The sequence below is a fragment of the Actinoallomurus sp. CA-142502 genome (assembly GCF_050936355.1).
GTDB lineage: Bacteria > Actinomycetota > Actinomycetes > Streptosporangiales > Streptosporangiaceae > Actinoallomurus > Actinoallomurus iriomotensis.
Genome location: NZ_JBNJMY010000001.1, coordinates 2579440 through 2600929, shown reverse-complemented (window position 1 = coordinate 2600929; position 21490 = coordinate 2579440). Strand labels below are relative to the sequence as shown.

Genomic DNA, 21490 nt, shown 5'->3' with positions numbered 1-21490 from the left:
CCACGGCGGTCAATTGTTCCAGTGTCGAGCGGAGATGCACAGCCCCGGCACGCGGTTGTGGATAACTCCTTGTGACGGGCAGTATTACCGGAAGGCGAGGTTTGTCTCGCTTCCTACACGTTGAAGCGGAACTCCACGACGTCGCCATCCTGCATGACGTACTCTTTGCCCTCCATCCGGGCCTTCCCGGCGGCGCGGGCGGCCGCCACGGAGCGTTCCGCGATGAGATCGTCGTAGGACACGATCTCGGCCTTGATGAACCCGGTGCGGAAGTCGGTGTGGATGACGCCGGCGGCCTCCGGCGCGGTGGCGCCCTTGCGGATCGTCCAGGCCCGCGCCTCCTTCGGGCCCGCGGTCAGGAACGTCTGCAGCCCGAGCGTGTCGAACCCGACCCGTACGAGCTGCGCCAGCCCCGGTTCCTGCTGGCCGGTCGACTGCAGGAGCTCCAGCGCCTCGTCGTCCGGCAGCTCGATCAACTCCGACTCGATCTTGGCGTCGAGGAAGATCGCCTCGGCCGGGGCGACGAGCCCCTGCAGCCGCGCGCGCAGGTCCTCGTCGCCCAGCTCGTCCTCGTCGACGTTGAACACGTACAGGAACGGCTTGGCGGTGAGGAGGTGCAGCTCGCGCAGGACGGCCAGGTCGAGCCCCGAGGCGTACAGCGTGGTGCCCTCGTTCAGCACCTTCTGCGCCGTCTGGGCCGCGTCCACGACCGCGAGCTTCTCCTTGTCCTTGGTGGTCCGCGCCTCCTTCTCCAGGCGCGGCAGGGCCTTCTCCAGAGTCTGGAGGTCGGCGAGGATCAGCTCGGTGTTGATCGTCTCGATGTCGCGCAGTGGCGCGACGTCACCGTCGACGTGCGTGACGTCCGGGTCGTCGAAGACGCGGATGACCTGGCAGATCGCGTCGGTCTCCCGGATGTTGGCGAGGAACTGGTTGCCCAGCCCCTGGCCCTCCGAGGCACCCTTCACGATGCCCGCGATGTCGACGAACTGCACGGTCGCGTGCACGATCTTCGCGGAGTCGTACAGCCGCGACAGCTCGTCGAGACGCGGGTCGGGCAACCCGACCACACCGACGTTCGGCTCGATCGTGGCGAAGGGGTAGTTCGCCGCGAGAGCGGTGTTCTTGGTCAGGGCGTTGAAGAGCGTCGACTTGCCGACATTGGGCAGCCCGACGATTCCGATGGACAGGCTCACGGACGGCGAGTCTACGGCCCCCGGCGCACGCGCCGGTCACCCGCCGGAGCCGCCCAGCCGCAAGGCCGCCTCCGCGTCGAGGGCGCGTACCGAGGAGGCCGGATCGCGCGCGCCGGTCACCGCGAGGCTCTCGAACGTCAGGCTGAACACCACGTTCCGCACCCGCGTGTACGCCGTGCAGCTCCCGGGCCCGCCGTCCGGAGGCGCGGCACACGCCATGAACGTCTCGTCGCCGATCTTCAGCGGGGTGATCGTGGTGCCGGGTGCGTCCGCCTGCCGCCGCCGGAGGTCGTACTCCTCCTCGGCGTCCTCGACGCTCGGCGGGTCGCCGGGCAGGGCCTCGACGCTGGCGGTGAGCCGCTCCCCGGCACGGCCCGGTTCGGTCCAGGAGCACTGGTATCCGCCGCCGTCGGCCACCGCGCCGGGCAGGTACGCGCCGACCTGGTCCTGGTCGAGCAGCGAGCACGCCGATGGCGTCGCGAGGCCGCCCTCCGGGGACGCGCCCGTGTACATCGCCCAGACGAGCCCTGCCACGAGCGCCGGGATGAGGACGGCCAGGATCACCACGGGCGCCCGGTCTCGCCGCCCGGCGGGAGGCGGGGGCGGCGGACGGAGTCCGGGCAGAGAGGCCGGAGTTCCCACGAACACCCCCAATGTCATCGGTGCACGGGAGCGTAACGGAAGCCCCTGTCGCCGGGGACGATGATCGCGTCCACATGCGGCCCGCGCGTCGTGCCGACAAGCCGGGCCGGCTTTGTCACGACGCGTTCATGGATGTTCTGGTCGTCGGTCTCGTCGTCGGTGCGTTGTCCGCTCCGATGGACAGGCTCACGGACGGCGTGTCCACGGCCCCGCCGCGCCCGGACCGTCATCCGGCGGAGCGCTACCCGCCCGCCTGGTCAAGGTGCCGGGTGGCCTGCGCGGTGAGCGTCCGCACCACGAGTGCCGGGTCCCGCACGTTCCGCTCCTCGAAGCTCTCGAACTCCACCCTGAACACCTGGTTGCTCAGGCGCGTATAGGACTCACAGCTTCCTGCCGAACCCTTGGAGGCGTTGCATGCCATGAAGCTCTCATCGCCGTTCGACAGCGGAACGATCGTGACACCGGGCGCGTCGGCCTGTCGCCGTCTGACGCCGTACTGGTCCTCGGCGTCCTTGACGGTGGACCGGTCGAAGGTCTCCACGTACACGTGCACCCGCCCGGTGGTGTTGGTGCCGCTCGCCTCCCACGTGCACGAGGCCCCCTCCAGGCTCGGTTTCGGGCCGGCGCCCGGCACGTACACCTGGATCTGCGCCTGGCCGAGCAGCCAGCACCCTTCCGGGGCGTGCTTGAACCGGCCCTGCGACCTGCTGTGGTTCACGACGATCAGCACGACGCCGAGCACCACCACGACCAGGAACCCGGCGATCAGGAGGATCGCCGGCGCGGCCCCTCGCGATTTCCGCGGCGGAGCACCGGGCATGGGCGGGCCGGGAGGGCGCCCCGGCGGACCGGGGTACGGCGGGCCCGGATACGGCGGCCCCTGGTAGGGCCCCGGACCGTACGGTGGTTGCACGAATGTCCCCTTGCTCATCAGACGCCCGGAGCGTAGCGGACGAGCTCTTGGTCCGTGAGTGAGAGTTCCGCCCGCAGTGGCGCCTCACCCGCGCGTCGGGCCGACTTTGCCCGGCCGCTTTGTCACGATGCGGAGATGGACGTTCTCCTCGGTCTGGTCGTCGGTCTCATCGTCGGTGCCGTCGCGGGGGTGGCGTGGGCCCGGAGCCGTACGGCGGCGATCAGCGCACGGGCCAAGGCCGCCGAGGAGAAGGTCGCCTACGTCGAGGAGCGCCTCACCGAACGCTTCCAGGCGCTGTCGGCGCAGGCCCTGGACGCCAGCAACCAGCGATTCCTGGAGTTGGCCGGCACGCGCCTGGCCACCGCGAACGCCGAGGCCGCCGGCGAGCTCGACAAGCGCATCGCGCCGCTGAAGGACACGCTCGGCCGGGTCGAGGCGCAGCTGCGCGAGGTGGAGACCGGCCGCCGTGAGTCGCACGCGATGCTGGCCAAGCAGGTGGAGTTCGTCCGGCAGAGCTCCGACCAGCTCCGCCGGGAGACCCAGACCCTCGTACGGGCGCTGCAGCGGCCCGAGGCGCGCGGCCGGTGGGGCGAGCTCCAGCTGCGCCGCGTGGTGGAGATCTCCGGCATGACGCGCCACTGCGACTTCGACGAGCAGGCCACGGCCGGCAGCGGGGTCCGCCCCGACATGGTCGTACGCCTCGCGGGCGGCAAGAACATCGTCGTCGACTCCAAGGTGTCCCTCGCGGCGTACCTGGAGGCGGCGGACGCCGATGAGTCCGTCGTCTGGAAGGCGCGGCTCGACGCGCACGCCCGGCACCTCCGCGACCACGTCGACCGGCTGGCGGCCAAGTCGTACTGGCGCTCCTTCAGCCCCGCGCCGGAGTTCGTGGTGCTGTTCGTGCCGGGTGAGGCGTTCCTGGCGCCGGCGCTGGACCGCGACCCCGGGCTGCTGGAGTACGCGATGCGCCGCCGGGTGCACATCGCCACCCCGACGACGCTGGTCACGATGCTGCGGACGGCGCACTACGCGTGGCAGCAGGAGGCCCTGTCGGAGAACGCCCGCGCGGTGTTCGAGCTCGGCCGGGAGCTGTACGAGCGGCTCGGCACGCTGGGCCGCCACGTCGACCAGCTCGGCAAGTCGCTGACGAACGCGGTCGTCGCCTACAACCGCACGGTGGGGTCGCTGGAGAGCCGGGTCCTGGTCACCGCGCGGCGGCTGAACGAGCTCGGCGTGACCGACGACGAGCTCGACCCGCCCGGCCAGGTCGGCGAGCCGGCCCGTTCCCTGTCCGCCGCGGAACTCGCCGATGACGCGGACGAGAACCGCCAGATTCGGCTGCTTCCCTGATGCCGGTAACGTCGTGTCGCGGGACGTGACCCGCCGAAGCGGGTTACCGTACGGTCAGAGGCGCTCGACTCTGGGACGGCTGGTGGCAACGGACACGCGCGGAGGCCCGAAGGTGGCATCTCCTCCCCCGGGAGGGAAACGCCGGCGGCGCCCGCCCTCCGGCCCGGCCGTCACGCTGACCGGCCGGGGCGGCATCGTCGTCGTGCTCGCCTCGACCCTCCTCGGCGCGGTCTTCGGCGGGCTGTTCGGCCTGCACGGGGCGCAGGGGTTCCTGTTCGTGCTCGGCTGCCTGCTGGCGGTGGTGACGACCCGCCGTACGGACCTGCTGGTCCTCGTGGTCAGCCCGCCGCTGATCTTCTTCTTCGTCTCCCTGGCCGGCGCGGCCGTCGGCTCGTTCGGAGCGCGCTCGTTCCTGGTCAGCATGCTGCTCACCCTGGTCACGACGCTGACGTCGAACGTGCCGTGGCTGTTCGTCGGCGCGCTGCTCGTGGTGCTGATCGCCGTTCCGCGCGGCCTGCCGGCCAACCTGCGGGAGCTGCGCGCGAGCGTCGCCGAGGACAACCCGTTCCGCGGCCGCACGTCACTGCTCGGCCGCAAGAACGAGGACGACGACCCGGTCCGCTGGGACGACCCCCCGGCCCCGGGCGCGTCCGCCGACTAGGAAACTCAGGCGGACCGAAGGTCGCGGCGGAGTTCGTGGGGCAGGGCGAAGACCATGCGTTCGCGGACGGACTCGACCTCTTCCACCGTGTCGAAGCCGTGGGCCGCGAGACGTTCGAGGACGCCGTCCACGAGCTCCTCCGGCACCGAGGCGCCGCTCGTCACGCCGACCGTGGTCACGCCCTCCAGCCACGCCGGGTCGATCTGGTCGGCGTAGTCGACCAGGTACGACGCGTCGGCGCCGTGGTCCTTGGCGACCTCGACGAGGCGCTTGGAGTTGGAGGAGTTCTCGGAGCCGACCACGATGACCAGCTGCGACTGGGCGGCGATCTCCTTGACCGCGACCTGGCGGTTCTGTGTGGCGTAGCAGATGTCGTCCGACGGCGGGTCGATCAGCTTGGGGAACCGGGCGCGCAGGGCCTCGACGGTCGCGGTGGTCTCGTCCACGGACAACGTGGTCTGGGAGAGCCACACGACCTTCTCCGGGTCGCGGACCGTGATGTTGGCCACGTCGTCCGGCCCGTCGACCAGCTGGACGTGCTCGGGGGCCTCGCCGCTGGTGCCGATGACCTCCTCGTGGCCCTCGTGGCCGATGAGGAGGATGTCGTAGTCGTCGCTCGCGAACCGCCGGGCCTCCTTGTGCACCTTGGTGACCAGCGGGCAGGTCGCGTCGATCGTACGGAGGCTCAGGCCGGCGGCCTCGTCGTGGACGACCGGGGCGACGCCATGGGCGGAGAACACCACGATGGCGCCCTCGGGGACCTCCTCGGTCTCGTCCACGAAGATCGCACCTCGCTCCTCGAGGGTCTTGACGACGTGGACGTTGTGCACGATCTGCTTGCGCACGTAGATCGGGGCGCCGTAGCGCTCGAGCGCCAGCTCCACCGTCTGGACGGCACGGTCGACGCCCGCACAGTAACCACGCGGCTTGGCCAGGAGAACGCGACGAGTCATAGGCACCATGGTAGGCGGGATCGCGATGCGCGATCCGACCGCGGGGAAACCGGCCACGGCGCGTGAACGTCGCGACACCGTAGGGCAGAGTGTTCGTAGACACAACGTCGGGTACCGGCCGGTCCGTTTGTACCGGGCTGGAGAGAGCAGAAACAAACGATGACACGATCACCACGCCAGCTCAGGGAACAGGTCAAGGACACCGTCAGCGAGCTGCCGATCCAGGCCGCCCGGTTGGCGGTCATGGGGGTCGGGCGGGCTCTGCTGCTCACCGACCGCCTGCGCAAGGACTACCGCGAGGCGCGCGAGTCCGGGCTGAGCCCCGTGCTGGGCCGGCTGAAGAACGACGCCGAGAACCTCACCGGCATGGTCGTCGGCAAGGTCGCCGGCAACGGCCGGACCACGGAGCCGTCGAAGGGCCCGGCGGCCGGCGACTCGGAGATCTCCGTCGGCAAGCCGAAGCCGTCCGCGACCGCACGCCCGCAGCGGCCCGCCGAGCGCCCGAAGCCGGCCACGGCCCCGCCGACCCGGCCCTCGGCCACCTCCCGCCCCAAGGCGGCGGGAAAGCCCGCGGCGGCCAAGTCGACGGCGGCCAAGCCCAGTCCGAAGCCGGCGCCGAAGCCCTCGCCCAAGCCGTCGCCGAAACCGGCGGCCAAGGCCAAGCCCGCCGCGGCGGCGAAGGCCAAGCAGGCCGAGACGAAGACCACGCAGCCGAAGCCACGCGCCAAGGCGGCCGCGAACCTGCCGATCTCGGGCTACGACGAGGCGACGCTCGCCTCCGTACGCGCCCGGCTGCGGGGCCTGGACGCCAAGCAGGTCGGTGAGCTGCGCGACTACGAGCGTTCGCACGCCGCACGCGCCGACTTCCTGCGCATGTACGAGAACCGCATCGCCAAGCTGCGCGAAGGCTGAGCGGTCGTCGCGACGCCGCCGATCCCGTACGGACCCGGCGGCTCTTTGGCATGCCACCGATCATTGAGCGCGAGCACGCGTTCGCAGGCGTTGGGGCTGAGCGCCGCGCGGACCGTCGCCTTGCCCGGGTACGGCCGGTCATGCCGCGCTCGGGTTCTTCCTGGCCCGAGCCGTCACGAGCCGGCGAAAAGCTTCTCCAGGGCCGGCAGCGCGGCCTCGATGGAGGCGCGCTCGGCGTCGTTCAGCAGTGTCATGCGCCCCGCGAGGAAGGTGATCCGCTGTTCCCTCGCGTGCTGGAGGCGTTGGCGTCCCACCGGGGTGAGCTCGGCGGTGACCACCCGTGCGTCATCGGCCTCGCGTCCCCGGATGACCAGTCCGTCGCGGGCGAGGCGGCCGATCTGCCGTGTCATGGTCGGCAGCCGCACACCGTGCTCCGCGGCGAGATCGGACATCCGGCGCGAGCCGCCTTCGAGCGAGCCCATCACGAACATCTGCTGTGTCGTGATGGCCTGACCGGCGTTCGCGCGACGGAGCATGAGCACGATGTCGCGGATCTGCCGGTTGAAGCGTTCGGCGAGCGCACGGGGATCGGACATGACCTTTCCTCCTTCCAAGCTAGCAGAGCACCGCGTTTAGCTGGGCTAACTACGGAGTGTGGGGCTTACCACACGATCCGTCCAGCTCGGCTCGCCAGAACGGCCAGGCTCATCGCTCTCCGGCCCGCGCCGTCCCCGCCGGCCGTTAGGCTGCGCGCATGGCGCTGGAGACCTCGCCGGAGTCGCCGACCCCGGTCCGTACCGTTCTGCAGCTCGTCGGCGGCTGGATCTCCAAGCTCGGGCGGATCTGGGTCGAAGGGCAGATCACCGAGCTGAACCGCCGCGCGGGCACGGTCTACTTCACCCTGCGCGACCCGGTCGCCAACGTCTCCGTGCGCGTGGTGTGCCCGCGCGCGGTCTGCGACGCCGGCGGCCCGGCCGTCGTCGACGGCGCCCGTGTGGTGGTGCACGCCAAGCCCGACTTCTACATCAACCGCGGCTCGTTCGCGCTCTCGGCGTTCGAGATCCGCCCGGTGGGCGTGGGTGAGCTCCTTGCCCGGCTGGAGCGGCTCAAGCAGCTCCTCGCCGCCGAGGGCGTGTTCAGCGCCGAGCGCAAGCGTCCGCTGCCCTTCCTGCCCGGCACGGTCGGGCTGATCTGCGGCCGCGACTCCGCCGCCGAGCGCGACGTGCTGGAGAACGCCCGCCGCCGCTGGCCCGCCGTCCGGTTCAAGGTGGAGAACACCGCCGTCCAGGGCACGTACGCGGCGGGCGAGGTGATCGACGCGCTGGGCCGGCTCGACGCCGACAAGGACGTCGAAGTGATCATCATCGCTCGTGGCGGCGGTTCCCTGGAGGACCTGCTCGCCTTCTCCGACGAGGCCCTCGTACGCGCGGTGGCCGCCGCCCGCACACCCGTGGTCTCCGCGATCGGGCACGAGCAGGACACGCCGCTCCTCGACTACGTCGCCGACGTGCGCGCCTCGACGCCGACCGACGCCGCCAAGAAGACCGTGCCCGACGTGCGCGAGCAGCTCACGCTGGTGCGGCAGCTGCGCGACCGCGGCCGGCGCTGCCTGTCCGGCCGGGTCGAGCGGGAGGTGCAGTGGCTGGCGGGGGTGCGCTCGCGGCCGGCGCTGGCCGATCCGGTACGGGAGGTCGAGCGGCAGGAGGAGGGGGTCACCACCCTGCGCGACCGGGCACGGCGTTGCCTGGCCTCGGCCCTCGACCGCGCCGCGGACGACCTGTCCCACACCCGGGGCCGCCTCGTGGCCCTCTCCCCCGCCGCCACGCTTCAGCGCGGCTACGCCGTCGTCCAGCGCCCCGACGAGTCGGTCGTCGGTGCCGCCGCCGACGTGAGCAAGGGCGACGAGTTGCTGATCCGCTTCCACGACGACCGGATCACCGTGCGCGCGGAGGACGGCGGAACGGTGTGAGCACCGCCTCACCAGGAGAAACTTCGTAACTTACCCGAGCACCCCCAGATCATGCCGATAATGGTCGCTCACCTCATCCGTCACGTGCACCACATCTGTCGAAGGACTCCTCCGTGACTCAGCCCCCGTACCAGCAGCCGCCGTACCAGGGGCCCGGCCCCTACCAGCAGCAGGCCTACCAGCAGCCCGCCCAGGGGCACTACCAGGCGCCGTACCCGCAGCCCCAGCAGCAACAGCAGCCGTACGGACAGCAGTGGGGGCAGCCGCAGTACCAGGGCGCTCAGCAGGGCTACCAGCAGCCTCAGCAGCAATACCAACAGCAGCAGTACCAGCAGGGTCAGTACCAGCAGCAGCAATACCAGCAGTACCAGGCACCGCAGCAGCAGGCCGGTCAGCAGGCCTACGGAGGGCAGTCCTGCCGGCTGTGCGGGAGCGGACCCGCCGCCAACGCGACGTTCCGCGCCGTGGTCGGCGCGGTGGTCATGCACACGATCTGGACGGCGTCCGGCCCGTACTGCCGCGACTGCGGCCTGCACACGTTCCGGCGGCTGACCGCCAAGACGCTGACGGGCGGCTGGTGCAGCGTCCAGAGCATCGTGATGACTCCGATCTTCCTGCTGATGAACGTCAGTTCCCGCAGCAACGTCGCGAACCTGCCCGCGCCGCAGCCGCAGGGCGACGGACGCGCGCCGCTCGACCCGGGCCCGCCGGTGTTCCACCGCCCGGGCGCGTACCTCTACCCGGGCCTGGTGTTCCTCCTGCTGCTCCTGATCATCGTCGGAAACCTCAGCGGCTGACCGGTGGCTCGGCGCGGGCGGGGCGCGGTGCCCGTAGGGTGGTTCGGGTGACGGAGGAGAAACCAGAGCTGTCCTACGAGCAGGCCCGTGACGAGCTGACGGACGTCGTGCGCCGGCTGGAGGCCGGCGGCCTCACTCTCGAGGAGTCGCTCACTCTCTGGCAGCGCGGCGAGAAGCTGGCGGGCATCTGCGAGGAGTGGCTGGAGGGCGCCCGCGCTCGGCTCGCCGCGGCCATGTCCGAGCGCGCCGAGCCGAGCGCCGAACCCGCCGAGGGCGCGCCCTTCTGAGCCGGGCCCCGGCGGGTCAGCCGACCGGCGTGGCCGCCGAGGACGGCTTCGGCTGGGGCTTCAGCGCGGCCGCCAGCACCCCGAGCTCCTCGTACGAGGCCGTGCCGGTGAGGACGATCGTGACGCCGGGGAGGCGGCGGACGAGTGAGCGCTGCTTCTTGTCCGGCCGGAACTCGCGGTCCCAGGTCGCACCGGCGATCTGGGCGGTGCCGTCCGGGTGGCCCTGGCTCGTCATGCGATCGATGAAGTGACCGGCGCCGTCCGGCGTCTCGTTGCTCTCCTCCAGTGCGGCGTACTCCTTGCGCGCCGTGGAGAAGCCGAGGTGCCAGGAGATCGGCCCCTGTCCGTGGCCGCTGAGCCGGGTGCTGGTCGCGAACCACTGCGGCGGCAGGCCCTGGGGCGCCAGCACCTGGTACGGGGCGACGGCGGTGAGTCCGGCCAGGTCGCTGCTGTAGTCGGCGTGCGGCATGGCGGATTCGTTGTGCCGCGGGGTGATCAGGATGACCAGGCCGACGAGGGCGAGCGACGCGAGCATCGCCATGCAGAAGCCCGGCAGGCCCGACATGAGCCGCTTGTACACCGAGGGCGACACGACGTACGGCCCCTCGGGCGGACGGGTCGCGGTGGCGGTGGTGCCGGGCGGCGTGTCGCCCGGTGTGGGGGTGCCGTCCGCCGGCTCAGGACCGTCGCTCACGGGGGCTCTCCATGCGGGAAATGATCGCCAGGACGTCGTCGGCGAGGCGCCGTGACGCCGTCTCGTCCTCCGACAGCGACAGCTCCGCGACCGCGCCGGACATCGCGCCCGTCAGCACGACGACGAGCGCCTCGTCCACCTCGCCGTCGCCGGTGTGGAAGAGCGCCGCGTTGCGCCGCGCCCAGGTGCGGAGGCGGTCGCGCAGGGCCCGGTCGAAGCCGGGCGGCCCGTCGCCGGACAGGAACAGCCGGGCGAGGTCGGGCTCGGCGAGGCAACCGTCGAGGTAGGCACGCGCTCCGGCGATGAACAGCCGCATCGGGTCGGCCTCGCCCTGGTCGCGGGCCAGGTGGACGGCCTCGCGGGTGCGCTCCTGCTGGCGGTTCTGGAACTCCTCGAAGAGCGTGAGGTAAAGGTCGGCCTTGCCGCTGAAGTGGTGGTAGAGGCTGCCGACGCTCGCTCCGGCCTTGGCCACGATGTCGGTCACCGCCGCCTGCGCGAACCCGGACACCGAGAAGACTTCACGCGCCGCCGCCAGCAGGGCGCCACGCGTGGCCGCACCTCGATCGGAGGTGCGCTGGAGGTGTTCGATGCTCAACTGCGCGCTCCTCGCCGTGCCGAAGAGGCGCACGGCACTCGCCACCGACGGCCGGCCGGGCACGTCGCTCGCCCGCCGGGCCGCCGCTTGATTTCGCTGCTCATTACGGCCCTAGATTACGCCCTGTCTGCGCTGAATTTACGTCCTCCGGCATCGGCCGCCGGTGATCCGGCGGCTTCCTGCCGTCCCATGGGCCGGTCCGGCCCCTCGGGAGGCGAATCGTCAAAGTGGTGTTTCTCGCACGCAACCTTCCCTACAAAACGGGCATGTTTGCAGTGCCTGCGCATCCACCTCGCCGCAGCCAGACGTGCGAACATGCGATCGACCTGACACTCGAGGAGGGAGCGGCGTTCGCCCTCGGCCGGCCGGCCGGGCCGCCACGCCGCGTGATCCGATGACCGAAGCAAGCACTCCGTCGTCCCCGCTGGTGACCGAGGCCCACGCCCCGGACCGCAACCTCGCGCTGGAGCTCGTGCGCGTGACCGAGGCCGCGGCGATGGCCGCCGCCCGCTGGGTGGGACGCGGTGACAAGAACGGGGCCGACGGCGCGGCGGTGAACGCCATGCGCCAGCTGATCAACACGGTGTCGATGAACGGCGTGGTGGTGATCGGCGAGGGCGAGAAGGACCAGGCCCCGATGCTCTTCAACGGCGAGCGCGTCGGCGACGGCAACGGCGCGGACTGCGACGTCGCCGTGGACCCGATCGACGGCACGCGGCTCACCGCGCTCGGGCAGAGCAACGCGATCGCGGTGATCGCGGTGAGCCCGCGGGGCACCATGTACGACCCGTCGGCCGTGTTCTACATGGAGAAGCTGGCGACCGGCCCCGAGGCGGCCGACGTCGTCAACATCGACGCGCCCGTGGCGGACAACATCCGGGCGGTGGCGCGGGCCAAGGGCTGCTCGTCGTCGGATGTCACGGTGGTCATCCTCGACCGGCCTCGGCACGAGCGGATCGTCAAGGAGGTACGCGAGGCGGGCGCCCGGATCAAGTTCATCACCGACGGCGACGTCGCCGGCGCGATCATGGCCGCGCGGGAGAACACCGGCATCGACCTGATGCTCGGCATCGGCGGCACGCCGGAGGGCATCATCGCGGCCTGCGCGATCAAGTCGCTCGGCGGCGTGTTGCAGGGACGGCTGTGGCCCAAGGACGACGCCGAACGGCAGAAGGCGGTCGACGCCGGACACGACCTGTCGCGGGTGCTGACCACCGACGACCTGGTCACCTCCGACGACGTGTTCTTCGCCGCGACCGGCATCACCGACGGCGAGCTGGTCGGCGGGGTCCGCTACAGCAAGGGCCTGGCGTACACGAACTCGCTCGTGATGCGTTCGCGCAGCGGGACGATCCGCCGGATCGACAGCGAGCACCGGCTCGCCAAGCTCCGCGCCTACTCCGCCATCAACTTCGACACCGCGAGTTAGCCGGTCCGTCGCACACCCTTCCGGCCGCGAGGGCCGGAAGGGCCACGTGCCCCGTACGGGCGACGGCTACTTGACGCTGCCGGCGGTCAGGCCGCCGATGAGGTAACGCTCGATCACGATGAACAGGATGACGACCGGCACGATCGCGATCAGCGAGGTGGCGAACAGGTACTGCCAGTGCTGCTGGTACGACGTGACGAAGCCGGGCACGGCCACGGTCAGCGGCTGACGGTTGGGCGAGGACGTGATCGTCAGGGCGACGACGTACTCGTTCCACGCCCCGATGAACGTGTAGACCACCGCGGTCACCAGGCCGGGCAGCGACAGCGGCAGCGTCACCCGGGTGAGCGCCGTGAACCGGCCCGCGCCGTCGATGTAGGCGGCCTCCTCCAGCGCCTTCGGGATGCTGGAGAAGTACCCGTGCAGGATCCACACGCAGAACGGCAGGTTGAAGGCGGCGTTGACCAGGATCAGCGCGAGCAGCGTGTCGGTCAGGTTGAGGTAGACCATCTCACGGTAGATGCCGATCACCAGCGCGGTGGGGGCGAACATCTGCGTGATGAGCACCAGCAGCAGGAACGGCCCGCGCAGCCAGAACCGGTTGCGCGCCGTGTAGTACGCCGCCGGCAGCGCTACCAGCAGCGCGATCAGCGTGGACGCGGCCGCGACGATGAGCGAGACCTGCATGTTCGTCCAGATCGGCGCCGCTTTCCACACGTCGACGAAGTTGCCGAAGCTCCAGTGCTTCGGCAGGAACGTCGTCGGCGACGCGGTCAGCTCACGGTCGGGCTTGAGCGCGGTAAGCAGCATCTCCAGGTACGGCGCGACGAACACGAACGCCACCAGGTAGCCCACCGCGGTGAGGAGGACGATTCGTCCCCTACCGGCCGACCCCGGCACACCGCGGCCGACCGTGGCCGGACGGCGGTTGCTCAGGCTGCTCATGGTTGTGCCTCCCCGCGCCAGCCGACGGCCCGCAGGTACAGCAGGACCAGGATCAGGATCAGCGCGAAGTTCACGACCGCCATCGCGGCCGACTCTCCGACGTCACCCGTTCCGCTGAAGGCGAGCTTGTACATGAAGGTCGTGCTGGTGTCGGTCTTGCTGCCCGGTCCGCCCCCGGTCATCGCGTAGATGATCGGGAACGAGTTGAAGACGTTGATCACGTTGATGATCGCCGCGACCAGCAGGGCCGGCCGCAGCAGCGGCAGCGTGATGCGGAAGTAGGTCCGCGCGCGCCCGGCGCCGTCGACGCGGGCCGCCTCGTAGACCTCCTGCGGGACGGTCTGCAGCCCGGCCAGGATGACGAACGAGGTGAACGGCAAGGAGACGAAGACGGCCACCCACATCATCCAGATCAGCGCCTGGGTGGGGTTGGACAGCCAGTTCACCGAGTGGTCGATCAGCCCGACGCCCTTGAGGACCTTGTTGACCACGCCGTAGTAGTAGTTGAGCATCCACTTCCAGGTCAGCGCCGTCATCAGCACCGACGCGGCCCAGGGCACGATCACCGCCCAGCGCACCACGCGGCGCCCCGGGAAGTTGGCGTTGAGCAGCTGGCCGATGGCCAGCGACACGACGATCGTGACCACGACGACGCCGACCACCCACACCACCGTGCGCAGCAGCACGCTGACGAGGTCGGTCTCGCCGAACAGGTCGTGGTAGTTACCGGTGCCGCGAAAGCCCAGCGTCGCCCCGGACGAGCTGATCTTCATCAGCGACGTCCAGACCATCTCGACGACCGGCCACAGGACCACGGCCACGATCAGGATGATCGCGGGGCCGATCCAGGGCAACGGTGCCAGCGCACGGAGGATCCGGCTGTTTCTTCTTCTCGCCGACGCCGGCGCCGGGGACCTGGCCCCGGCGCCGCGCGCCTCGATGGTGTCGTGCACGAGCCGTCCGTCAGCCGTTCTTCTGCGCGGTCTGCTGGAGCTCGCTCAGCACGCTCTTCGGGTCACCGGTGATGGCGGTGCCGAGCTTCTCCTTGACCGTGTTGGCCAGCGGGCCCCAGGCGGCGTTGCCGGTGGGGTAGAACTTGGCGTTCGGCAGGGCGTCGATGAACGGCTTGTCGTACGGCACGGCACTGCTGATCACGTCGCCCGCCGACTTGGTGACGGGCAGGAAGCCCTCTTCCTTCTGGAAGTTGGCGACGTTGTTCGTCTGGTAGAAGAAGTTCAGGAACTTGGAGACGGCGTCCTTCTTCTTGCCGCCGCCGTTCTTGAACGCCACCAGGAAGTCCTGCACACCGAGGGTGCTGGGCGTGCCCCCGGCCTTGGTCGGCAGCGGCGCCACGGCGTACGGCAGCTTGGCGTTGACCTTGTTGATGAAGCCCGCCGGCATGAAGACGGCGCCGTTCAGCATGCCGATCTTGCCCTGCGCGAACTCGTTGAAGACGTCCTTGCGGTCGGTCGTCTCGGGGTTCGGCTGCGTGAGGCCGGACTTGCTGAGGTCCTTGAGGTAGTTCAGCGTGTCGACGTTGGCCTGGCTGTCGATCGTCCAGTTGCCGGACTGGTCGACGTAGCCGCCGCCGTTGTTCATCGCCCACATGAAGAACTCGGCCTGGGACTCCTCGGCGCCGAGCGGCAGGCCGAGCGGGAAGACGCCCTTCCCGCCCTTGTCCTTGATCTTCTGGGCGTCGGTCTTGACCTCGTCCCAGGTCTTGGGCGGCGCGGAGATGCCGGCCTTCTTGAAGACGTCCTTGTTGTAGAAGAACAGCCGGACGCTGGACAGCAGCGGCATGCCGTACTGCGTGCCCTTGTACTTGTCGCCCTCGACGAAGGACGGGAGGATGTCGCTCGACACCTGCGGGGACAGCACGTCCGAAGTCGGGAAGAGCAGGCCGTCCCGCGCGAAGTCGGCGAACGCGTTGTAGTTCAGGATGTCGGGCGTCTGCTTGGTCTGGACGTAGGTCTTGACCTTGGCGTCCATCTGGGTCCAGTCGACCATTTCCAGGTTGACCTTGTAGCCCTTGTTCTGCGCCTCGAACGTCTTGATGAGGCTGTCCCAGAGGGACTTGGTCTTGTCGTCGTAGATCGCGGCGACGAACCTGATCGTCTTGCTGTCGCCGCTGTCGCCCGAGGAACTCCCCTTGCTGCATCCGGTCAAACCGAGGGTCACCGTGAGACCCGCGGCGATAACGCCGGTGAGGTGCCGTTTCACCTGTCCCCGCCTTCTTGCGTGAGGCTTCGGGGCGCGCGGGTGCGCGCGACGTCCCCGGTCATGTGTGGAAAAAGGGTCGCCAACCCCCGGCCGGGCCCCCGGCTCATCACCTCCGAGCGGCCGCTTGGCGTGGCACAGCTGGTGTGCGGCTCGCGCCGCCACCTCCTTTCACAGGCATGAAAGGTTGTGCACGATTCGACTGCTCACTGAGCAGAATCGCGCATGGCACTGAACGATAGGAGCTGGTCCGTACCAGTTCAAGGGGATGCGCGCCGAGGAGTCTCAACCGTTATTGAACCTCCTGCGTGACCTGCTGCTCCGGTTCTGTGATCAGCGGGCCGGGCGGCGCAGGCGGGGCAACCGGCGGCGTCTCGGCGTGCGCGCGCCGACCGAACCGAACACCACCGTGCCGCTCACTTCGATGACGGGCACGTCCGGGCCCTGCGGCTGCCGTACGCGCAGCGCCTGCGAGCCCACGATGGACCGCCCGGTGAACTCCACGCGCACGCCCTCGGGGACGACCAGCCGGAGCCGCCCGCCGAGCACGCTCGCGCGTACGACGACGTGACGGCGCTGCAGCAGGGCCTCCCGCAGGTCGATCTCCAGCGTGCCGAAGACCGCCGCGGCCGCGAACCGGCCGGGCACGACCCACCGCCCGTCGCGTCGTACGGTGCCGAACAGGGCGTGCAGCGGGCCCGGGTCCAGCCGGATGGGTTGCTGCTCCTCCGGGAGCAGGTCACGGGTCAGCACGGCGAGCTCGCCGAGCGTGCGGGCGGCGTACGCCCGCTCGACCCGTTCGCCGTGCTCGTCGAGCGTGATCCGGCCGTCGCCGTGGGCCTCCCTCAGGAGCCGCACGACGTTCTCCCGGTCGGTGTCGGAGGCGCGCAGCTCACGCGGCGAGAGATCGTCGCCGCCGGGTTTCCACGGAAGGTCCACGCCCCCGACGATATTCGTTGGCGGTCTGTCAGAGGCCCTGCATACCGTGAACAGCATGGCCATCGTGTTGCGTGACGTCGTCAAGCGGTACACCGATCGTGACGGCACGTCGATCGCGGCGGTCGACGGGCTGACGCTGGAGGTGCCCGACGGCGTCTGTCTCGGGCTGCTCGGCCCCAACGGCGCCGGCAAGTCCACGACGATGCGCCTGCTGACCGCCCAGTCAAGGGCCGACGAGGGCACGATCAACGTGCTCGGCCACGACATCCCGCGTGAGGCCAAGCAGGCACGGGCTCTGATGGGCGTCGTGCCGCAGACCGACAACCTCGACGAGGAGCTGACCGCCCGGCAGAACCTCGAGGTCTTCGCGCGGCTCTACCGCGTGCCACGCGCGGGCGTACGCGCGGCGGTGGACCGGGCGCTGGAGATCGCCCACCTGACCGGCCGGGCCGACGCGCGCGCCGACAAGCTGTCCGGCGGCATGCGGCGGCGGCTGCTGGTCGCGCGGGGGCTGGTGCACTCGCCGCGCCTGGTGCTGCTGGACGAGCCGACCGTCGGCCTCGACCCGCAGGTGCGCGCCGACCTGTGGGGGCTGATCGCCGCGCTGCGCGCGTCCGGGGTGACGGTGCTGATGTCCACGCACTACATCGAGGAGGCCGAGCGCCTCGCCGACACGTGCGCCCTGATGTCACGCGGCAGGGTGATCGCGACCGGCAGCCCGGCCGAGCTGATCGCCGATCACGCGGGCGACCGCGTCGAGGAGCACGAGGGCCCGCCGGAGCGGCTGGCCGAGGTCGAGGGCCTGGCCCACCGCGCGGGCCTGCCGACCCGCCGCACCGGCCCGACCGTGTCGGTGCTGCGCGCCGAGCGGATCCCGCCGTCGCTCGCCGACAACCTGGCCAACGGCGACCGCGTCGTACGCCGGGCCGCCAACCTCGAGGACGTCTTCGTCATGCTGACCGGAGAGACCGTTGACTGATCACCTAAAGGTCTTCGAGTGGGCGCCGGTGCGCGGGGTGTGGCGGCGTGAGCTGGCGCTGTTCCGCCGCTACTGGGCCTCGTCGTCGTTCGCGTCGATCATCGAGCCGACGATCTACCTGCTGGCGTTCGGCTTCGGCTTCGGCTCGCTCGTGGGCCATGTCGCGGGCTACCGCTACGTCGACTTCGTCGGCACGGGCGTGGTCGCGACGGCGACGCTGTTCACCTCGGTGTTCCCCGGGATGTTCAACACCTACATCCGCCGCACCTACCAGCATTCCTATGACGCGGTCCTGGCCGCGCCGGTGGACGTGCACGAGGTGGTGGCCGGCGAGGCGTCGTGGATCGCGGTCAAGAGCGGGGTGTACTCCTGTGCCCCCATCCTCGTGTCGCTGGCCTTCGGCCTGCGGCCGCACGCCGGCGTGGTCGCCGTGCCGATCTTCACCGTGCTGACCGCGTCGGGCTTCGCGCTGTTCGGCATCTGGGCGTCCACCGTGGTCCCGTCGATCAACAGCTTCGACTACATCATCAGCGGCGTGCTGGCCCCGCTGTTCCTGGTCGCGGGCACGTTCTTCCCGATCAGCGGCCTCCCCCACTGGGCCCACCCGATCGCCCACGTCAACCCGCTGTACCACTGCGTGGAGCTGGTACGCCACGCCGTGTTCGGCTTCCACCCGCTCGCCGACCTGGGGCACGTGGGCGCTCTGCTGGTGTTCGCCGCGCTGATGTGGTTCCTCGCCGTGCGCGGCATGCGCCGCCGCCTCATCGACTGATTCCACCAGGTCCGGCCGTATTGACCGTGGCGCGCCCGGTCTCTACGCTGACGCGAACCTCTTTCATGTTTCGGAGGGCGCGGTGGCGGCAGAGATCGACCAACGGACCCGGCGAGGCCGTCGCGCGGCGTACGCCGCCTTCGGAGTGCAGGGCCTGTCGTTCGCCGCGCTGGTGACCCGGATCCCGGAGATCCAGAAGGCCCACCGCCTCAGTGACGCCACGCTCGCCCTGGTCCTGCTGGCCGTGCCCGTCGTCGCCGGCGTCGGCAGTGTCCTGGCCGGCGCGCTGATGCCGAGGTACGGCAGCGGCCCGGTGCTGCGGATCTCCCAGCCGCTCGTCCTGCTGTCGATCCTCGCGATCGGCGTGGCCCCCGGCGATCCGGCCCTGTACGCGGCCACCGCGCTGTTCGGCCTGTTCGTCGGCGCCGTGGACGCGTCCATGAACGCCCAGGCGGTCACCGCCGAGACGCGGTACGGCAAGAGCCTGCTGACCGGGTTCCACGCGATCTGGAGCGCGGCCGGCATCGTCGCGGGGCTGTGGATCGCGCTCGCCAACCGCGTCGGCCTGGGGCTCGGCACCGGGTTCGCCATCCCGGCGGCGCTCGGGCTCGCGGTCACCCTCGGCAGCGGCCATCGGCTCTATCCGCGGGCGATGGAGTCCAGCGGGCCCAGCGGCGACCAGCTGCGGGCCGCCGCCAAGCGGGTCCCGTGGCGACCGATCGTCGTCATCGGGATAGCCGTGACCTGCATGTACATCGCCGACTCGGCCACATCGAGCTACAGCGCCAAGTATCTGAAGGACGACCTGCACGCCGCGGGCGCGGTCGCTCCGCTGGCGTACGTCGCGTACCAGGTCTGCATGATGCTGAGCCGGGCCGGCGCCGACTTCGTCGTACGGGCGTACGGGGCGGCGCGGGTCGTCGCGGTGGGGGCACTGGTGGGCGGGCTCGGGCTGCTGGCGGCGGCGCTCGCGCCGGATCCGGCGGTGGCGATCGCCGGGTTCGCGGTCGCCGGGCTGGGCCTGGCCGTCGTGGTGCCGACGTCGTTCTCGGCGGCCGGACGGCTCGACCCCACCGGCCTGGGCATCGCCGTCGCACGGGTGAACGTCTTCAACTACGCCGGCTTCGTGCTGGGCGCGGTCATCGCGGGCGCGGTCGCGTCGAACCTGTGGATCGCCTACGTGGTCGGCGCCGCGCTCACCCTCGTGATCCTCGGGACCGCCAAGGGCGTCGAGCCGGCGCCGCTGCCCGGCGCCGACCCGCGAACCCCGGTCGCCGAGCGTCCCGTCGCCTGACGGAGACGGGACCCGCGACGTAGCTGGGCGGGCTCAGCGCCGCGAGCCCTCTTCCTGCTCGATCCGTTTCATGGCCGTCTCGCCGGCGCGTTCGGCCTCTTCCGGCGACATGTCGGCGAGGGCGATGCGCAGGGCGACCTCGGCCGCGTCCGCCGCCGCTCTCGCGGTGATCGTGTGAGTGTGGGCGCGCTCGATCTCACCGAGACCGATGCAGTCGAAGGCGACCTGCGTATCGTGGGCCGCCAGTTCCAGTTGGCGGGCTGCTTCGTCCAGGCTCATCACATTCCTCCATCGTCGTCGCGGTATTACCCACCATCACCGGCCCCACACACGTCTCCCGGTGTCGCGGGTCACCCGCCCTCAGCGATACGGCGAGCGTAGTCGACGCACTACTCTCCGCCAGGGTGAAGGGCGCGATAGACACTAGGAGGCCGCGCCGTACACGCCCGCGAACCAGGCGATCGGGCCGTCACCGGCGTCGGCGCCGGGGCGTACGCGGACGCGGATCCGGGCCGGATCGGTGCCCGGCGGCAGCCGCAGGGGCCGGGACGCGGGCGGGCTGCCGCCCACGGCGGCGCACGTGCCGTGCACGAGCGACCCGGCGTCCCCGAGCACGTACGCGGTGAAGGTCAGCAGGCGCGGACCCGACGGGCAGGTCACGACGACCGACACCCGCGCGGCGCTGTGGCCGGCGCCGAGCCGCAGCGTCAGCCCGGAGGTGTCCGGCCAGGTCGCGCCGCCCCGGGCGAGGCGTACCGCCGGCGGCCCGCCCGTCTCGCCACCGATCGTCGCCGGAAGCGGGCCGACCTCCGGGTCCCGCGACCGTGGGGTGGCCGAGCCGGCCGTGGCCGAGGGGGGCTGCGACGTCGGCCGCCCGGAGTATCGGGCGGGTGTGCCCTTCACCCCCGCGAGGACGCCCGCGCCGATCGCCAGGGCCAGCACGCCGACGGTCACCACGGGCACGACCCCGCCGCGCTCGGTGAGCCGTCGCCGGCGTCGCTGCGGCCGGGGAGCCGGTGCGGGCGGCGTGGCGGCGGCCGCGAGCAGTTCGCCCGCCCGCGCGGCGGTCAGGCGCCGGGCCGGGTCCTTGGTCAGCAGGCCTCCGAGGACGGACCGGAGCGGCCCCGCGCGCATCGGGGGGTCGGGCTCGCTGGTGACGAGGGCGCTCAGCGTCGCCATCGCGGTCTCGTAGTCGTACGGCGGGCGGCCCTCCACCGCGGCGTAGAGCGTCGCGCCGAGTGACCACAGGTCCGACGCCGGAGTCGCGGGCTCGCCGCGCGCCACCTCGGGCGCGACGTACGCCGGGGAGCCCATGAACGTGCCGGTCTGGGTCAGCGTGGTGGCGCCGTCGTAGGTCGCGATGCCGAAGTCGGTGAGCACGACCCGCCCGGAGGTCTCCAGCAGGACGTTGCTCGGCTTCACGTCGCGGTGGACGATGCCGGCGTCGTGCGCGGCGCGAAGTGCGGACAGCAGTTGCACGCCGATCTCCGCGACGCGGCGCGGGGAGATGGGACCGTCGTCGACGAAGACGTCCTCCAGCGAACGCGCCGCGACGTACTCCATGACCAGCCAGGGGCGGGAGTCCTCGATCACCATGTCGTAGATGGCGATCAGCCCGGGATGGCGCAGGCGGCCGGCGGCGAGCGCCTCACGGTCGGTGCGCCGCAGGAGGTTGACCCGCTCGCGGTGGCCGAGGCTGGGCGGCAGGTGCACCTCCTTGACCGCGACCTCGCGATCCTCCAGCTCGTCGTGGGCCCACCAGACCGTTCCCATGCCGCCCCGGCCGATCTGGTCGATGAGCCGGTAGCGGCCGGAGAGCAAGCGATCCCGCGACTCGGCCACGAAGCGCAAGATACCTGGGAGACGTTAACTCCGGTATCCAGATCTTTGCCGTTCACTTGCACGGAACCCGGCCGAAATGCAGGATCGAGATCACCCGGTTCCCACGG

Annotated in this window: 23 protein-coding genes; 10 read left to right on the top strand and 13 right to left on the bottom strand. The window is 70.9% G+C overall.

What is annotated here, in order from left to right; all coding sequences use genetic code 11:
• Nucleotides 1–113: 113 nt before the first annotated feature.
• The 3 genes from ychF to ACQEV1_RS12680 form a co-directional block, all read right to left on the bottom strand.
• The gene (gene ychF, locus ACQEV1_RS12690; RefSeq protein WP_285618547.1) at nucleotides 114–1193 is read right to left on the bottom strand and encodes a redox-regulated ATPase YchF; all 1080 of its coding nucleotides are present in this window, start codon (nucleotides 1191–1193) and stop codon (nucleotides 114–116) included.
• A gap of 36 nt (nucleotides 1194–1229) precedes the next feature.
• A complete protein-coding gene (locus ACQEV1_RS12685; RefSeq protein ID WP_433393890.1) occupies nucleotides 1230–1853 on the bottom strand; it encodes a hypothetical protein in 624 nt (207 codons plus the stop codon).
• Between the two features lie 223 nt (nucleotides 1854–2076).
• Nucleotides 2077–2655 carry a hypothetical protein gene (locus tag ACQEV1_RS12680; protein WP_285618551.1) on the bottom strand — a complete coding sequence of 193 codons (579 nt, stop codon included), beginning with the start codon at nucleotides 2653–2655 and terminating at the stop codon, nucleotides 2077–2079.
• A 228-nt stretch (nucleotides 2656–2883) separates the two neighbouring features.
• Here ACQEV1_RS12680 and ACQEV1_RS12675 point away from each other — a divergent pair, with 228 nt between their 5' ends.
• Nucleotides 2884–4098, top strand: coding sequence for a DNA recombination protein RmuC (locus tag ACQEV1_RS12675; RefSeq protein WP_433393888.1), 1215 nt, complete (start codon nucleotides 2884–2886; stop codon nucleotides 4096–4098).
• Between the two features lie 112 nt (nucleotides 4099–4210).
• Nucleotides 4211–4759, top strand: coding sequence for a DUF6542 domain-containing protein (locus tag ACQEV1_RS12670; RefSeq protein WP_285570873.1), 549 nt, complete (start codon nucleotides 4211–4213; stop codon nucleotides 4757–4759).
• A gap of 5 nt (nucleotides 4760–4764) precedes the next feature.
• On the opposite strand, the gene ACQEV1_RS12665 is transcribed toward ACQEV1_RS12670, so the two are convergent.
• The gene (locus ACQEV1_RS12665) at nucleotides 4765–5712 is read right to left on the bottom strand and encodes a 4-hydroxy-3-methylbut-2-enyl diphosphate reductase (protein ID WP_433393885.1); all 948 of its coding nucleotides are present in this window, start codon (nucleotides 5710–5712) and stop codon (nucleotides 4765–4767) included.
• A gap of 159 nt (nucleotides 5713–5871) precedes the next feature.
• Here ACQEV1_RS12665 and ACQEV1_RS12660 point away from each other — a divergent pair, with 159 nt between their 5' ends.
• Nucleotides 5872–6624 carry a hypothetical protein gene (locus tag ACQEV1_RS12660; protein ID WP_433393883.1) on the top strand — a complete coding sequence of 251 codons (753 nt, stop codon included), beginning with the start codon at nucleotides 5872–5874 and terminating at the stop codon, nucleotides 6622–6624.
• A 173-nt stretch (nucleotides 6625–6797) separates the two neighbouring features.
• Here the strand turns inward: ACQEV1_RS12660 and ACQEV1_RS12655 are convergent, their stop codons facing one another.
• Nucleotides 6798–7220 (bottom strand): MarR family winged helix-turn-helix transcriptional regulator, encoded by a 423-nt coding sequence (locus ACQEV1_RS12655; RefSeq protein WP_285618560.1) that lies wholly within the window; start codon nucleotides 7218–7220, stop codon nucleotides 6798–6800.
• A gap of 158 nt (nucleotides 7221–7378) precedes the next feature.
• Here ACQEV1_RS12655 and xseA point away from each other — a divergent pair, with 158 nt between their 5' ends.
• The 3 genes from xseA (at nucleotide 7379) to ACQEV1_RS12640 (ending at nucleotide 9677) form a co-directional block, all read left to right on the top strand.
• On the top strand, nucleotides 7379–8593 hold the full coding sequence (gene xseA / locus ACQEV1_RS12650; protein WP_433393881.1) for an exodeoxyribonuclease VII large subunit: 1215 nt from the start codon (nucleotides 7379–7381) through the stop codon (nucleotides 8591–8593).
• A gap of 113 nt (nucleotides 8594–8706) precedes the next feature.
• A complete protein-coding gene (locus tag ACQEV1_RS12645) occupies nucleotides 8707–9390 on the top strand; it encodes a hypothetical protein (protein ID WP_433393879.1) in 684 nt (227 codons plus the stop codon).
• Between the two features lie 47 nt (nucleotides 9391–9437).
• On the top strand, nucleotides 9438–9677 hold the full coding sequence (locus ACQEV1_RS12640) for an exodeoxyribonuclease VII small subunit (protein ID WP_285618564.1): 240 nt from the start codon (nucleotides 9438–9440) through the stop codon (nucleotides 9675–9677).
• Nucleotides 9678–9693: 16 nt separating this feature from the next.
• On the opposite strand, the gene ACQEV1_RS12635 is transcribed toward ACQEV1_RS12640, so the two are convergent.
• Both ACQEV1_RS12635 and ACQEV1_RS12630 read right to left on the bottom strand, forming a co-directional pair.
• On the bottom strand, nucleotides 9694–10371 hold the full coding sequence (locus ACQEV1_RS12635) for a DUF4245 domain-containing protein (RefSeq protein ID WP_433393877.1): 678 nt from the start codon (nucleotides 10369–10371) through the stop codon (nucleotides 9694–9696).
• Entirely contained in the window at nucleotides 10355–10966 is a 612-nt protein-coding gene (locus ACQEV1_RS12630; RefSeq protein WP_285570894.1) for a TetR/AcrR family transcriptional regulator, read from the bottom strand. The genes ACQEV1_RS12635 and ACQEV1_RS12630 overlap by 17 nt, the downstream gene beginning before the upstream one ends.
• Before the next feature lie 394 nt (nucleotides 10967–11360).
• Here ACQEV1_RS12630 and glpX point away from each other — a divergent pair, with 394 nt between their 5' ends.
• Complete coding sequence (gene glpX, locus ACQEV1_RS12625; protein WP_285570896.1) at nucleotides 11361–12395, top strand: class II fructose-bisphosphatase; 1035 nt, start codon at nucleotides 11361–11363, stop codon at nucleotides 12393–12395.
• A 66-nt stretch (nucleotides 12396–12461) separates the two neighbouring features.
• On the opposite strand, the gene ACQEV1_RS12620 is transcribed toward glpX, so the two are convergent.
• From ACQEV1_RS12620 to ACQEV1_RS12605, 4 genes are all read right to left on the bottom strand, one after another.
• The gene (locus tag ACQEV1_RS12620) at nucleotides 12462–13340 is read right to left on the bottom strand and encodes a carbohydrate ABC transporter permease (RefSeq protein ID WP_433393874.1); all 879 of its coding nucleotides are present in this window, start codon (nucleotides 13338–13340) and stop codon (nucleotides 12462–12464) included.
• Nucleotides 13337–14293, bottom strand: coding sequence for a carbohydrate ABC transporter permease (locus ACQEV1_RS12615; protein ID WP_433393872.1), 957 nt, complete (start codon nucleotides 14291–14293; stop codon nucleotides 13337–13339). Before ACQEV1_RS12615 ends, ACQEV1_RS12620 begins: the two co-directional genes overlap by 4 nt.
• A 10-nt stretch (nucleotides 14294–14303) precedes the next feature.
• On the bottom strand, nucleotides 14304–15518 hold the full coding sequence (locus ACQEV1_RS12610; protein ID WP_433393870.1) for an extracellular solute-binding protein: 1215 nt from the start codon (nucleotides 15516–15518) through the stop codon (nucleotides 14304–14306).
• A gap of 372 nt (nucleotides 15519–15890) precedes the next feature.
• Nucleotides 15891–16496, bottom strand: a complete 606-nt coding sequence (locus ACQEV1_RS12605; protein ID WP_285618571.1) for a DUF1707 SHOCT-like domain-containing protein — start codon at nucleotides 16494–16496, stop codon at nucleotides 15891–15893.
• A 55-nt stretch (nucleotides 16497–16551) separates the two neighbouring features.
• On the opposite strand from ACQEV1_RS12605, the gene ACQEV1_RS12600 reads away from it, so the two are divergent.
• The 3 genes from ACQEV1_RS12600 to ACQEV1_RS12590 all read left to right on the top strand — a co-directional run bounded on the left by ACQEV1_RS12600 (nucleotide 16552) and on the right by ACQEV1_RS12590 (nucleotide 19541).
• Nucleotides 16552–17475: an ABC transporter ATP-binding protein gene (locus tag ACQEV1_RS12600; RefSeq protein WP_285618573.1), complete on the top strand. Its 924-nt coding sequence runs from the start codon at nucleotides 16552–16554 to the stop codon at nucleotides 17473–17475.
• Complete coding sequence (locus ACQEV1_RS12595; protein WP_285570911.1) at nucleotides 17468–18247, top strand: ABC transporter permease; 780 nt, start codon at nucleotides 17468–17470, stop codon at nucleotides 18245–18247. Before ACQEV1_RS12600 ends, ACQEV1_RS12595 begins: the two co-directional genes overlap by 8 nt.
• An 82-nt stretch (nucleotides 18248–18329) precedes the next feature.
• Complete coding sequence (locus ACQEV1_RS12590) at nucleotides 18330–19541, top strand: MFS transporter (protein WP_433393867.1); 1212 nt, start codon at nucleotides 18330–18332, stop codon at nucleotides 19539–19541.
• Nucleotides 19542–19574: 33 nt separating this feature from the next.
• Here ACQEV1_RS12590 and ACQEV1_RS12585 read toward each other — a convergent pair whose 3' ends face one another.
• Together ACQEV1_RS12585 and ACQEV1_RS12580 are read right to left on the bottom strand one after the other, a co-directional pair.
• Entirely contained in the window at nucleotides 19575–19820 is a 246-nt protein-coding gene (locus ACQEV1_RS12585; RefSeq protein ID WP_285570917.1) for a hypothetical protein, read from the bottom strand.
• Between the two features lie 144 nt (nucleotides 19821–19964).
• Nucleotides 19965–21383: a serine/threonine-protein kinase gene (locus ACQEV1_RS12580; RefSeq protein ID WP_433393864.1), complete on the bottom strand. Its 1419-nt coding sequence runs from the start codon at nucleotides 21381–21383 to the stop codon at nucleotides 19965–19967.
• Nucleotides 21384–21490 lie beyond the last annotated feature (107 nt).

Excerpts from the sequence above, each read along its gene's own strand:
- ACQEV1_RS12685 (WP_433393890.1), bottom strand. The coding sequence starts at position 1,853 with ATGACATTGGGGGTGTTCGTGGGAACTCCGGCCTCTCTGCCCGGACTC.
- ACQEV1_RS12680 (WP_285618551.1), bottom strand. The coding sequence starts at position 2,655 with ATGCCCGGTGCTCCGCCGCGGAAATCGCGAGGGGCCGCGCCGGCGATC.
- ACQEV1_RS12675 (WP_433393888.1), top strand. The coding sequence starts at position 2,884 with ATGGACGTTCTCCTCGGTCTGGTCGTCGGTCTCATCGTCGGTGCCGTC.
- ACQEV1_RS12665 (WP_433393885.1), bottom strand. The coding sequence starts at position 5,712 with ATGACTCGTCGCGTTCTCCTGGCCAAGCCGCGTGGTTACTGTGCGGGC.
- ACQEV1_RS12660 (WP_433393883.1), top strand. The coding sequence starts at position 5,872 with ATGACACGATCACCACGCCAGCTCAGGGAACAGGTCAAGGACACCGTC.
- ACQEV1_RS12655 (WP_285618560.1), bottom strand. The coding sequence starts at position 7,220 with ATGTCCGATCCCCGTGCGCTCGCCGAACGCTTCAACCGGCAGATCCGC.
- xseA (WP_433393881.1), top strand. The coding sequence starts at position 7,379 with ATGGCGCTGGAGACCTCGCCGGAGTCGCCGACCCCGGTCCGTACCGTT.
- glpX (WP_285570896.1), top strand. The coding sequence starts at position 11,361 with ATGACCGAAGCAAGCACTCCGTCGTCCCCGCTGGTGACCGAGGCCCAC.
- ACQEV1_RS12620 (WP_433393874.1), bottom strand. The coding sequence starts at position 13,340 with ATGAGCAGCCTGAGCAACCGCCGTCCGGCCACGGTCGGCCGCGGTGTG.
- ACQEV1_RS12600 (WP_285618573.1), top strand. The coding sequence starts at position 16,552 with ATGGCCATCGTGTTGCGTGACGTCGTCAAGCGGTACACCGATCGTGAC.
- ACQEV1_RS12585 (WP_285570917.1), bottom strand. The coding sequence starts at position 19,820 with ATGAGCCTGGACGAAGCAGCCCGCCAACTGGAACTGGCGGCCCACGAT.